Annotated in this window: 13 protein-coding genes; 7 read left to right on the forward strand and 6 right to left on the reverse strand. The window is 68.1% G+C overall.

The window, feature by feature from the left end; translation table 11 throughout:
• Window positions 1–47 precede the first annotated feature (47 nt).
• From KXD96_RS16695 to KXD96_RS16710, 4 genes are all read right to left on the reverse strand, one after another.
• Entirely contained in the window at window positions 48–1,436 is a 1,389-nt protein-coding gene (locus KXD96_RS16695) for an NAD(P)/FAD-dependent oxidoreductase (RefSeq protein WP_260737718.1), read from the reverse strand.
• A 200-nt stretch (window positions 1,437–1,636) separates the two neighbouring features.
• Window positions 1,637–2,017, reverse strand: a complete 381-nt coding sequence (locus tag KXD96_RS16700; protein WP_260737719.1) for a DUF4189 domain-containing protein — start codon at window positions 2,015–2,017, stop codon at window positions 1,637–1,639.
• Between the two features lie 112 nt (window positions 2,018–2,129).
• Window positions 2,130–3,047, reverse strand: a complete 918-nt coding sequence (locus KXD96_RS16705; RefSeq protein WP_260737720.1) for an LLM class F420-dependent oxidoreductase — start codon at window positions 3,045–3,047, stop codon at window positions 2,130–2,132.
• Window positions 3,048–3,106: 59 nt separating this feature from the next.
• A complete protein-coding gene (locus KXD96_RS16710) occupies window positions 3,107–3,784 on the reverse strand; it encodes an SDR family oxidoreductase (protein ID WP_260737722.1) in 678 nt (225 codons plus the stop codon).
• A 233-nt stretch (window positions 3,785–4,017) separates the two neighbouring features.
• Here KXD96_RS16710 and modA point away from each other — a divergent pair, with 233 nt between their 5' ends.
• From modA to KXD96_RS16740, 6 genes are all read left to right on the forward strand, one after another.
• A complete protein-coding gene (gene modA, locus KXD96_RS16715; protein ID WP_260737726.1) occupies window positions 4,018–4,788 on the forward strand; it encodes a molybdate ABC transporter substrate-binding protein in 771 nt (256 codons plus the stop codon).
• Window positions 4,789–4,791: 3 nt separating this feature from the next.
• The gene (locus KXD96_RS16720; protein WP_260737729.1) at window positions 4,792–5,598 is read left to right on the forward strand and encodes an ABC transporter permease; all 807 of its coding nucleotides are present in this window, start codon (window positions 4,792–4,794) and stop codon (window positions 5,596–5,598) included.
• Window positions 5,595–6,701, forward strand: a complete 1,107-nt coding sequence (locus tag KXD96_RS16725; RefSeq protein WP_260737730.1) for a sulfate/molybdate ABC transporter ATP-binding protein — start codon at window positions 5,595–5,597, stop codon at window positions 6,699–6,701. Before KXD96_RS16720 ends, KXD96_RS16725 begins: the two co-directional genes overlap by 4 nt.
• Before the next feature lie 108 nt (window positions 6,702–6,809).
• Window positions 6,810–7,814: an alanine and proline-rich secreted protein Apa gene (locus tag KXD96_RS16730; protein ID WP_260737737.1), complete on the forward strand. Its 1,005-nt coding sequence runs from the start codon at window positions 6,810–6,812 to the stop codon at window positions 7,812–7,814.
• A 129-nt stretch (window positions 7,815–7,943) separates the two neighbouring features.
• Complete coding sequence (locus KXD96_RS16735; RefSeq protein ID WP_260737740.1) at window positions 7,944–8,243, forward strand: GlsB/YeaQ/YmgE family stress response membrane protein; 300 nt, start codon at window positions 7,944–7,946, stop codon at window positions 8,241–8,243.
• Between the two features lie 48 nt (window positions 8,244–8,291).
• Window positions 8,292–9,320, forward strand: a complete 1,029-nt coding sequence (locus KXD96_RS16740; protein WP_260737742.1) for a zinc-binding alcohol dehydrogenase family protein — start codon at window positions 8,292–8,294, stop codon at window positions 9,318–9,320.
• Between the two features lie 6 nt (window positions 9,321–9,326).
• Here KXD96_RS16740 and KXD96_RS16745 read toward each other — a convergent pair whose 3' ends face one another.
• Both KXD96_RS16745 and KXD96_RS16750 read right to left on the reverse strand, forming a co-directional pair.
• Entirely contained in the window at window positions 9,327–10,088 is a 762-nt protein-coding gene (locus KXD96_RS16745) for a CPBP family intramembrane glutamic endopeptidase (protein ID WP_260737743.1), read from the reverse strand.
• 33 nt (window positions 10,089–10,121) lie between these two features.
• Window positions 10,122–11,147, reverse strand: coding sequence for an AraC family transcriptional regulator (locus KXD96_RS16750; protein ID WP_260737744.1), 1,026 nt, complete (start codon window positions 11,145–11,147; stop codon window positions 10,122–10,124).
• A gap of 73 nt (window positions 11,148–11,220) precedes the next feature.
• Between KXD96_RS16750 and KXD96_RS16755 the strand changes: the two genes are divergently transcribed.
• On the forward strand, window positions 11,221–12,534 hold the full coding sequence (locus KXD96_RS16755) for a cytochrome P450 (RefSeq protein WP_260737745.1): 1,314 nt from the start codon (window positions 11,221–11,223) through the stop codon (window positions 12,532–12,534).
• The last annotated feature ends 39 nt before the right edge of the window (window positions 12,535–12,573 follow it).

Genomic DNA, 12,573 nt, shown 5'->3' on the forward strand with positions numbered 1-12,573 from the left:
GCGCTGAAACAGCTTCCATGAGAACGCCGGTCCGACGGGCCTGCCGGTTAACTCGCCCGCCTGGCGGCCGCCGGGCGTTTCGCTTCCGCCGCGAGCACCGCCAGTTGTTCGAGGCGGGTGCGGGCGAACGCCTGCTGCTCGGTGATGGTCAGCTGGCCGCGCCGGGTGCTCAGGAAGGTGACCGTCCACGACAGCAGGGTGCTGACCTTCGTCTTGAACCCGACCAGATAAACCAGGTGCAGCACCAGCCACATCAGCCAGGCGATGAAGCCGCTGAACTCTAGCGGGCCGACCTTGGCCACCGCCGAAAACCGCGAAACGGTGGCCATCGAGCCCTTGTCGAAGTACTGGAACGGCTCGCGCTCTGCCGGGTTGGCCCCGCCGAGTTCGGCCTTGATCGTGCCGGCGACGTACTTGGCGCCCTGAATCGCGCCCTGGGCCACCCCCGGAACGCCCTCGACGGCGGCCATGTCGCCGATGACGAACACGTTCGGGTGCCCGGGGATCGACAGATCGGGCAGCACCTTGACCCGGCCGACCCGGTCCAGTTCCACCGACGACTGCTCGGCCAGGTCTCGCCCCAGCCCACTGGCCTGCACGCCCGCGGACCACACCTTGCAGGCGGACTCGATGCGCCGGATGCTTCCGTCGGAGTCCTTGACCGTGATGCCGTTGCGATCGACGTCGGTGACCATCGCACCCAGCTGGATCTCCACGCCCATCTTCTCCAGCCGGGCGCGTGCCCGCGTCCCCAGCTTCTCGCCGAACGGCGGCAGCACGGCGGGAGCGGCATCGAGCAGGATCACTCGCGCCTTGGTGGAGTCGATGCCACGGAACGAGCCCTTCAGCGTGTGGGTCGCCATTTCCGCTATCTGCCCGGCCATTTCGACGCCGGTGGGGCCGGCGCCGATGACGGTGAACGTCAGCAGCTTGGCCCGTCGTTCCGGGTCGCGCGACCGTTCGGCTTGCTCGAAGGCGCTCAAGATCCGTCCGCGGACCTCCAGCGCGTCGTCGATCGACTTCATGCCGGGCGCGAACTCGGCGAAGTGGTCGTTGCCGAAGTAGGACTGCCCGGCGCCGGCGGCGATAATCAGGCTGTCGTAAGGGGTTTCGTACGTGTGGCCGAGCAAATCGGACACGACGAACTTCCCCGCCAGATCGATGTGCGTGACGTCGCCGAGGAGCACCTGGACGTTGCGCTGCCTGCGCAGGACGACGCGGGTGGGCGGGGCGATGTCGCCTTCGGACACGATGCCCGTTGCCACCTGATACAGCAACGGCTGGAACAGGTGGTGGGTGGTGCGCGCGATCAGTTTGATGTCGACGTTCGCGTGCTTGAGTTTCTTTGCCGCGTTGAGCCCACCGAATCCCGAACCGATGATGACCACCCGGTGGCGACGTTCCGTTCCAGCTGTGGTTTCTGGTGGGGGACTCATGTTTCCGCTGCTCCTGACGGGGGCTTATGGACACGCGACTTCAGTTAGCCACAAGGCTAGTCAGGCGGGTACCCGGAAACCTAATTGATAAGCATGTGTTGTTTGCAACACTAACGATGTACCAGGGCTTAACGCCTGGTGGGCTTTGGGCACTGTGGCGTAGCTATCAGGTTGTCAGTCCATCCGGCGCGAAGCCGTCATCACTGGCCGGAGCCTTCTCCGGCGCAATGGTCGTGACCTTGTTGGATCGTTCCGCCCGGCGCGCGTGCCAGCGCCGCCGCCTCCGCTTCTTCGCGCGTTGGGCCCCAACCCCCGAAGTATTTGGTCTTCGACGCGTTCACCACGAGTGCCAGGCAACCACCCTGCCCGCTGGCCAGCAGGCGACAGTCGCTGATCGTCTTGCGGCACGTTTCCATCACCGCCTTTTCGGCCGCGGCCGGGCTAGCGGCTCCGTCGGCGATGTCGATGTGGCCCGTGGAGTCCGATATCGCCATGGCGATCCCGTTGTTGTCGGCATGCGCGATCGGGGGTGCCGCAAACGCCACAGCTGCCGCGACCACCGCCAGGGCTCGCTTCTTCATGTCCCGGCCCCCTTCTTCTGCGCTGCGCCGTTGTGGCGCAGGTAAACGCCGCTACACGGAAGTATTACCGCGGCGCGGCTGATCCGCGACCCCACCGGAGCGGTGCCGGCGGCTACAGGCCGACGACCGGGCGCAGCGCTTCGCCCACGGCGTTGATCACGCCGGGGGTGTAGAAGGGCAGGTTGATGATCACACCGTCGATGCCGGCGTCCACCACTTTGGTTTTGATCTGGTCGGCGACCGAGTCGGGGCCGCCGACCACCATGCGCTGCGTCATTTCGGCCGGAACCTGATCGGGTTTCGCGTTCTCGTCCACCAGCACCGTGGTCAGCGTGCTGGTTTCCAGCGTCGCCGGGTCACGGCCGATGTCCTCGCAGCGCCGCCGCACGACCTCCAATTTGCCTGGCAGTTCATCGAATCCGGCGATGACGTTGAGATGATCGAAGTGGCGTGCGGCCAGCGGGATCGTCTTCTTCTCACCGCTGCCGCCGATCATCAGCGGAATGTGGTCGCGCAAGCGCGGATTCGCCATCGCCTCGCGCACCTGGTACCACTTGCCGGAAAAGGTCGGCCGCTCGCCCTTGATCATCGGCAGGATGATCTGCAGCGCCTCCTCGAGCCGGTTGAACCTGTCGGTGAAAGTGCCGAATTCGAAACCCAGTTGGTCGTGTTCGAGTTGGAACCAGCCCGTGCCGATTCCCAAAATCGCGCGGCCCTGGCTCACCACGTCGAGCGTGGTGATGATCTTCGCCAGCAACGCCGGGTTGCGGTAGGTGTTGCCGGTCACCAACGTGCCCAACTGAACTCGTTCGGTGGCGGTGGCCAGAGCGCCCAGGGCGGTGTAGGCCTCCAGCATCGGCTGGTCGGGATCGCCCAGCATGGGAAGTTGGTAGAAGTGGTCCATCACGAAGACAGAGTCGAAACCGGCCGATTCGGCCTCACGGGCCTGAGCCAGAACTGTGGGGAAGAGTTTCTCCACCCCGGTGCCGTAGGAAAAGTTGGGAATCTGCAGACCGAGTCGAATAGCCACGCGCTCTACCGTAGTGCGGCTCCGCGCGGGGCGATACCGCTCGGCTTCGGATTAAGCCCTCAGCCGAATTGCGCGAGCGCGCCGTGGCTGACGTGCAGCGTCTGTCCGGTGATGTGGCGGGCGGCCGGGGTGGTCAGGAACAGCGCCAAACGGGCCACCTCGGCGGCGACCGACGGGGGGGTGCGGGAGAGTCCATCGTAGCCGGGTTGGGCGCTGCGCCCGCTGGCCACGGCGTTGACCGTGATGCCGCGCGTGCCGAAGATGCTCGCCTGTCCCGCAACCCAGTTCGACAGGGTCGCCTTGATCGAGGCGTCGACGCTTCCGGCCGGCGGGTTCTCGGGCACGACGCTGATGATCGAGCCGCCCGAACGCAGGTGATCACCCACGGTCTGCACCGTCAGCACCGCCGAAAGCACGGTGGCGTCCAAGGCATTCCGCCACGCGGTGGCCGTGTCGGCGAGGGAATAGGTACGGGGGTCACCGGCTTCCCAGGACGGCGCCGGCACGTTGACGATGGTGTCGAGGTGATGGGGGAACAGGGCACGGGCCTCGGTCAGGCTCGCCGGGTCGGTGGTGTCGCAGACGATCGCGTCCACGTCCAGTTCCTTGGCGGCGATCTCCAGGTCGCTGCGTCGCGCCCCCACGAGGGTCACCTTGTGACCGTCATCGCGGAAGCCTTCGGCCACTGTGCGCCCCAGTTCGGTGTCTCCACCGGTGACCAGTACCTCCACTGCCACACCTCCCTCGTGTTCAACGTTGAACCCAAATCCTGGCGGGATCGCTAAAACACCAGCCTGGGATCTCAGCGCGTTATGGCATCAATCTGGCTATATGTTACTGGACAGTAGCTAGTCGGCGAAATTGTTGCCGCCGCGACGCGCGGATCATTTGCGTAACTATTCGGCGGTCACGTTTTTGCGCCGATTAAGCCGGCAAGCGGACCGCATCGTCGGCGGGTTAGGGTTCATCCATGCCTCGGATCGGGCTGCTCGCCGGTGTGGTGTCGACGGTGCTCGTGGCGGCCCTGGTCGGGTGCAGTTCGAAATCGGATTCGCCGCCCTCGGCGTCCGGGCAGGTGGTGGTGTTCGCCGCCGCCTCGCTGAAGCCCGCGTTCGCCGAAATCAGTGCCCAGTTCGAAGCCCAAAACGCGGGCAGCACTGTCGAATTCGAGTTCGCGGGATCGTCCGAGCTGGCCACGCAGCTGACGCAGGGCGCGACCGCAGACGTCTTCGCGTCGGCGGACACCGCGCAGATGGACACGGTCGCCAAGGCCGGCTTGCTGTCCGGCAACCCGACGAACTTCGCCTCGAACACACTGGTGATCGTCACAACGCCGGGCAACCCCAAGCGGGTGGGGTCCTTCGCCGACCTGGCGAGGCCCGGGCTGGGCGTGGTGATCTGTCAGAAACCGGTCCCGTGCGGAGCGGCGACTCGGCGCGTCGAAGGCAGCACTGGGGTCCACCTCAACCCGGTGAGCGAGGAACCCAGCGTGACGGATGTCCTCAACAAGGTCACGACCGGGCAGGCGGACGCCGGGTTGGTCTACGTCACCGACGCCCGCAGCGCCGGGAACAAGGTGACGGCCGTCAGCTTCCCCGAGGCCGCCGGCGCGGTGAACGTCTATCTGATCGCGGTGCTGAAGAGGGCGCCGCAACCGACGTTGGCGCAAAGATTCGTGGCCATGGTGACCGGTGAGCCCGGTCAGAACATCCTGTCCCAGTTCGGCTTCGCCAAACCGTGAACCGTGCACCGGCCTACTGATCTGCCGCGGTGGGTGTACGTCCCCGCCGCCGTGGGCGCCGCGTTCGTGGTGCTGCCGTTGGTGGCCATCGCGATCAAGGTCGACTGGCCGAATTTCTGGACGCTGATCACCAGCTCGTCGTCGCAGACCGCCCTGCTGCTCAGCCTCAGGACCGCCACCGCCAGCACCGCGCTGTGCGTGCTGCTGGGCGTGCCGATGGCGCTGGTACTGGCCCGCAGCACGGCGCGCCTGGTGCGGCTGCTGCGGCCGTTGATCCTGTTGCCGTTGGTGTTGCCGCCGGTGGTGGGCGGGATTGCGCTGCTCTACGCGTTCGGCCGGCTCGGATTGCTCGGCCGCTATCTCGAAGCGGCCGGCGTCAGCGTCGCGTTCAGCACCACCGCCGTGGTGCTGGCGCAGACCTTCGTGTCGCTGCCGTTCCTGGTGATCTCCCTGGAGGGAGCCGCGCGCACCGCCGGCGCCGACTTCGAGGTGGTGGCGGCGACGCTGGGGGCGCGTCCCAGCACCGTCTGGTGGCGGGTCACCCTGCCGCTGCTGCTGCCGGGCCTGACGTCGGGGGCGGTGCTGGCGTTCGCCCGCTCGCTGGGGGAGTTCGGTGCGACGCTGACCTTTGCCGGGTCCCGCCAAGGTGTCACCCGCACGCTGCCGCTGGAGATCTACCTGCAGCGGGTGACCGACGCCAACGCGGCGGTGGCGCTGTCGATCCTGCTGGTGGCGGTGGCCGCGCTGGTGGTGCTCGGGCTCGGCGCCCGCGGGCTGACCGGGGCCGACGCGAGGCAGCCCGCAACATGAGCGAACTGCAGCTGCGCGCCGTCGTGGCCGACCGCCACCTCGACGTGGAGTTCACCGTATCGGCGGGCGAAGTGCTTGCGGTTCTGGGTCCCAACGGCGCGGGCAAGTCGACCGCGTTGCATGTCATCGCCGGGCTGATTCGGCCGGACCACGGGTTGGTGCGGTTGGGGGACCGGGTGCTGACCGACACCGCGGCCGGGGTGAACGTGGCGACCCACGACCGCCGCGTGGGCCTGCTGCTGCAGGACCCGCTGTTGTTCCCGCACATGAGCGTTGCCGCCAACGTGGCCTTCGGACCGCACAGCCGTCGCGGGTGGCTGAGTCCGGCTCGGGCCGCGGAGAAGGCGACGGCGCTGCGCTGGCTGCGCGAGGTGGACGCCGAGCAGTTCGCCGACCGGAAGGCGCGCCAGCTGTCCGGCGGGCAGGCCCAGCGGGTGGCGATCGCGCGGGCGCTGGCCGCCGAGCCCGACGTGTTGCTGCTCGACGAGCCGCTGAACGGCCTCGATGTCGCCGCGGCCGCGGGGGTCCGCGCGGTGTTGCGGGGCGTGGTCAGCCGCACCGGCTGCGCCGTCGTCCTCATCACCCACGACCTACTCGACGTGTTCACGCTGGCTGACCGGGTGCTGGTGCTGGAAGCCGGCAAGATCGCCGAGATCGGCCCGGTTGCGGACGTGCTCACGATGCCGCGCAGTCACTTCGGGGCGCGCGTCGCGGGCGTCAACCTGGTCAACGGGACCGTCGCCCCCGACGCCTCGCTGCAAGCGCGCTCGGGAGCACGTTGGCATGCCGCCCCCACGCTGGACGGACCCGCCCCGCTGGCTGCTGGGCGGAAGGCGATCGCGGTCTTCCCGCCCACGGCGGTGGCGGTGTACCGGGACCAACCCCATGGCAGCCCACGCAACACGGTTGAGGTGACGGTGGCGGAGATGGACGTTCGTGGGCCGGCGGTGCTGGTGCGCGGCGAGCAGCAGGCCGACGGCGCCCCCGGCCTCGCCGCGGAGATCACCGTCGACGCCGCCTCGGAGCTGCGGCTGGCTCCCGGAGAGAAGGTGTGGTTCTCCGTCAAAGCTCACGAGGTGACGTTGTATCCGGCGGCGCACTGAGAGCTCGAAATCAGCGCCTGGTTGCACATCGGCAACAACGGCAAAACGGGAATGCAATTGTCCGCAAGGCTCCTTGCGTCACAGCGGTAACACGGTAGGTTCGTCGCCATGGAGCAGGTGGAACCCAACTCGACGCGTCGCAAAGGCCTGTGGGCGACGCTGGCGATAGCCACGGTGACCGGTGCCAGCGCCGTCACGATCGCCTTGCCGGCAACCTCGAGCGCCGATCCCGAGGTCCCGACCCCCGTCCCGCCGACGACAACGACGGCCCCACCGCCGGCCGCCGGCCCCGCGGCTCCCGCGGCCACGCCGCCGCCGGCCACTCCGGCGCCGGGGGAGTCGCCCGCCCCGGTCGATCCCAACGCGCCACCGCCGCCGCCCGCCGACCCGAACGCACCGCCGCCACCTCCCGTCGACCCGAACGCCGGGCGGGTGGCCAACGCCGTGGGTGGCTTCAGCTACGTCCTTCCCCCCGGCTGGGTGGAGTCGGACGCGTCCCACCTCGACTACGGATCGGCTCTGCTGAGTAAGACGACGGGGCCGCCGCCGTTGCCCGACCAGCCGCCACCGGTGGCCAACGACACCCGCATCGTGATGGGCCGGCTGGACCAGAAGCTTTATGCCAGTGCCGAAGCCGACAACTCCAAGGCCGCGGTGCGGCTGGGCTCGGACATGGGCGAGTTCTTCCTGCCGTATCCGGGCACGCGGATCAACCAGGAATCCACCCCGTTGACCGGAGCCAACGGCATCACCGGGAGCGCGTCGTACTACGAGGTGAAGTTCAGCGACGCGTCCAAGCCCAACGGCCAGATTTGGACGGGCGTGGTCGGCCTGCCCTCGTCGAGCACGCCCAACGGCACACCACCGCAACGTTGGTTTGTGGTGTGGCTGGGGACGGCGAACGACCCGGTGGACCGGGGCGCGGCCAAGGCGCTGGCCGAGTCGATCCAGCCCTGGGCGGGCCCACCCGCGCCGGCAGCAGGAGCCCCGCCGGCTCCGGGGGTCCAGCCGGCACCGGGAGCGCCGGCGCCGGCTCCGGCGCCCGCACCCGCGCCGGCGGGGGAGGTCAGCCCCACTCCCGCAGCGACTCCCCAGCGGACGCAATCGGCCTGACCGCCGCGGCGTGGACATGATGCGCCAACCGTCACCGAATCAAAACCCCCTTCGTTACGCGAAGCGGGTATACCGAAATGACGGCCCAGCAACACGCTGGGCTTTGCCGGCGATTGCAAGGAGATTCGCATGGACGTCATGGCAGCTACCGAATATCTGGCCCGCTCAACAACATTCACGAGCGTCGGGCTCATCGGTTACATCATCATCGGCGGTCTGGCGGGTGCGCTCGCCAGCAAGATCATGCGGGGCAGTGGCGCCGGCATTCTGATGGACATCGTCATCGGGGTCATCGGTGCACTGATCGGCGGCTTCATCCTGAGTTTCTTCGTCAACACCGCTGGCGGCGGCCTGATCTTCACCTTCTTCACCGCGCTGCTCGGATCGCTGATCCTGCTGTGGATCGTCGGCATGATGCGGCGCACCTGATCGCAGTTAGCACGTTGCGGCCGTGGTGGTTAGCGGCATGATGGACGGATGGTTCCACCGCTAACCACGACGACCATGCGTGCGTGGCGGGTGCGCCGGCCCGGCCCGATGGACACCGCCCCGCTCGAGCAAGTCACCACTGACGTGCCGCGCCCGGGCCCGTCGGAGTTGCTGGTCGCCGTTCGCGCCTGCGGAGTGTGCCGCACCGACCTCCACGTCGCCGAGGGCGACCTGCCCGTACACCGCGACGGTGTCACGCCCGGCCACGAGGTGGTGGGGGAGGTCGTGGAAATCGGGTCGGAGGCCGGCGCCGAGTTTCGGGTCGGAGACCGGGTGGGTATCGCCTGGCTGCGGCACACCTGCGGCGTGTGCAAGTACTGCCGTCGGGGCGACGAGAACTTGTGCCCCCAGTCCCGTTACACGGGCTGGGACGCCGACGGCGGCTACGCCGAATTCACCACCGTCCCAGCGGCTTTCGCGCACCCGCTGCCGGCCGGCTACACCGACAGCGAGCTGGCGCCGTTGCTGTGCGCCGGCATCATCGGGTACCGCTCCCTGCTTCGCGCCGCCCTGCCGCCGGGCGGACGGCTCGGGCTCTACGGCTTCGGCGGCAGCGCTCACATCACCGCGCAGGTCGCGTTGGCGCAGGGCGCCGAGGTGCATGTGATGACCCGCGGAGCCGAGGCGCGTGAGCTGGCGATGCAGCTTGGGGCGGCGTCGGCGCAGGGTGCGGCCGATCCGCCACCGGTGCCGCTGGACGCGGCGATCCTGTTCGCCCCGGTCGGTGACCTGGTGCTGCCCGCGCTCGAGGCGCTGGACCGCGGCGGCACCCTGTCCATCGCGGGGATTCACCTGTCCGATATCCCGGCCCTCAACTACCAACGCCATCTGTTTCAGGAACGCCAGGTCCGCTCGGTCACGTCCAACACCCGGGCCGACGCGCGGGCATTCCTCGACTTCGCGGGCGAACACCACATCGAGGTGACCACGCCGGAATACCCGCTGGATCAGGCGGATCGGGCGTTGGCCGACCTCAGCGCGGGCCGCATCGCCGGCGCGGCGGTGCTGCTGGTGTGAGGCGCCTCAGGCCGTCAGGTGCCAGACCAGCGCGGCGGCCAGCGCGCCCAGCCCGTTCAGCGACCAATGCAGCGCGATGGGCGCGATCAGGCTGCCGCTGCGCCGGCGTAGCCAGCTGAAGACGAACCCGGCCGCGCCGGTGGCCAGCACAGCCCCGCTCACCCCCGCCAGCATTCCGATGATGCCGCCGCCGAACAGTCGGGTGAAGCCGACGTTGCTGCTGGTGAGCCCGAGCGACGTCGCGATGTGCCACAGGCCGAACAGCAGCGAACCGGCCAAGGCCACGCCGCGAAAGCCCCAGGCCCGGTGCAGCGCACCGTGCAGCACGCCGCGAAAGGCCAGCTCCTCCGGGATCACGGTTTGCAGCGGGATGATGACCATCGAGGCGATCAGCGCGCCGGAGACCGTGGCGTAGCGGTGGTTCAAAAACATCGGCCGGGTCACGGGCAGCAGCACACCGACGGCGATCACCGAGGCCACGACCAACACCGCGGCGACGGCATAGCCCAGCCCCGACTTCCAGTGTTCACGCCCCAAGCCCAGGTCGGCCCACTCCAGACCGTTGGCGCGCATCAGGAACACCAGGCCCACCGCGACCGCGGGAACGACGCAGATGCCGGCCCACGGGGTGGTGAAGTGCGCGACCAGGTTGGTCAGCACCAGCACCGCGATGACGACGACGATGTCGAGATGGATCCGCAGCCGATGCAGCGCCGAGAGCTGCGACACCACGGGGTGGGTATCAGGGATGGCGGCCGCCTCGAGCATTTCGCCAGTTTACCCGCGGCCCGCGACGATTCCTCAGTTTCGCCTTCGGCCGCGGGGCGGACATCCGTTCCAGCGGCCGTGGGCTCGGGTGAATGCGGCGGTCTCGGAGTACCCCAGCCGGCGCGCGGTTTCCTCGACGGTGAGACCCGAGTTCAGCAGTTCGGCGGCCAGGGTCGCGCGGACCTCGTCGAGCAGGGCGCGGTAGCTGGTGCCCTCTGCGGCCAGTCGGCGGTGCAGAGTGCGTTCGGTGACGCATAGCTCCTTCGCGACGGTGGCCATGGCGGGAATCTGTGCCGAGTCCTGGATCATTCGCGTGCGAATGGCACCAGCAAGCCCCCGACGGATGCGCCGCCGATTCAACAGCTCCTCACACTGGCGAACGCAGATCGCCGCGGTCTGCGGGTCCGCCGCCGGCATCGGCTGGTTGACCAGGTCAATCGGGATGACCAGCGCGTTGCGGGAGGTCTCCTCGACGACGACCGTCAGGTTTTCGATTTCCACCGTGTCGGTGGGCAGCTGCAGCTCCGCGAACTCGACTCGAACGGTGATCGGCGAATGACCGGCCCCGAGGAGTGGGGGCAGGGTGCGCAGCATGATCGCGAAGTCGCGCTCGAGCAGGAATCGCCGCACATCGCGGGGAACCTGCGCATCGTCGAAAGCCACCACCGCCTCGGTGTGGCTCACCTCCGGGCCGGCCAGGCTCAGATACGAGGCCGTCAGCGCGGCGTACCGGCACGCGACGTCGATGGCGTCACCGAAGGTAGGGCTGGCCATCAACGCGAAACCCAAGATGCCGATGTCGGCGAAGCTGTACCGCGAACCGGTTTCCAGGCCGAGGCCGGGTTGGTCGCCGAGTCGCCCGATCAGGTTGCGGATGATGGTCAGCTCCTGGCTGCCGTAGACCTCGACGGTGGGATCGCCGAGGTCGTCGGGGGTCAAACCGGTACCGGACAGACAGGTGGCGGCATCGAGCCCATGCTGCAGGGCGGTCTCCAGGACATGCCGCGCTGTCGCCGAGGACTGGGCCACATCCCAAACCGACGACGCGACGCTGCGCATGTGTCTGAAAATATCAAATGCGTGTCCGAATCCATCATTCCGGCGACAGCGGCGCGTCCTTAGCGTCATCGTCGTGCCCACCGATCTCCTCAGACCCCCACCACGCGCGCTCTTGTCGGCGGCCCGCAGCTCCGTGGGCAATCTTTTGCGGCCGGTCGCGACCGGGGCGTACCGCGACCTTCGTCGCCCGCGGCCGAGCTCAGCGCCGGCGTCCGTGCCCCGCACGACGCTCGATCCCACGCTCGCGCCGCACATCGCCAACCCATACCCCGATTACGAGCGCATCCGGGAGCATCCCGTCGTAATCAACGAGCGACTTGGCGTCTGGATGATCGGGCGATACGACGACGTGCATGCCGCGGTCCGCAACAACGCCGTCTTCTCGTCGAAAGACGGAGTCATGCTGCGATCGTTCGTGTCGAGCGTCGTCCTGCTCGCCGACCCGCCCGAACACACCCGGTTACGGCACATCACCGCGCCGATGTTCAGCAAGCGAGCGGTCCAGGCGTTCACGACGGACATCCGTGGACTTGCCGCCGAGTCGATCGCAAAGCTGACCAACGGTGACGTTGTCGACCTCGTGGCGGCGTTGACCATCCCGATGCCGATCAACGTGATCGCCAGGATCCTCGGCGTTCCGCATGATCAATGGCCGGCATTCCGGGCGGTGTCGGACAAATTCGCGCAGATGTTCGCTCCTCGATCGATGCCCGAGGTCGCCCGTTTCATGGGATCGATCGTCCAGGCCTACGTGCAGATGCGAAGCTTCGTCGACGCCGAAATGCGCCGCCGCGCTTGGGATCCGGCCGACGACCTACTGAGCCGGTTGTGGGCTGCGACGGCAACGGGTCAACTCACCGACGACGAGGCGTTCATGTACGCCCTGATCCTGTTGGTGGCCGGCAACGAGACGACGACCAACCTGTTGGGGATGCTGTTGATCCGGCTGGCCGAAGACCGCGACCTGTTCGCGGAACTGAAGGCCGACCGCGGCCTGCTCCCTGCGGCGGTGGAGGAGACGGCTCGCTGGGGCTCGCCGGTTCAGTGGGTGACCAGAACCGCGACCGCTCCATATCAGATCGGCGGCACGGTAATTCCCAAGGGCGCGAAGGCGGTGCTGTTCTACGCATCGGCCAACCGCGATCCCGCCAAGTTCGCTGACCCGAACCGCTTCGACATCCACCGCGATACCGCAGGGCATCTGGCCTTCGGCCACGGACTTCATTTCTGCCTGGGGGCGCACCTCGCCCGGCTGGAGACGATTACCGCCGTCGACTGCCTGCTCGACGAAGTCGACGGCCTGGAAATAGCCGGGCCCGTCCGGTGGGGCACGACGCCGTCGTTGCAGGGTCCGGTGTCGGTCCCGCTACGGGTCAGGCGGCGCTAGGGACCAGAGTCGGTCCGGTGGGTCGTCTCACTCCCATCT

It is taken from the genome of Mycobacterium sp. SMC-2 (genome assembly GCF_025263485.1).
Classification (GTDB): Bacteria; Actinomycetota; Actinomycetes; order Mycobacteriales; family Mycobacteriaceae; genus Mycobacterium.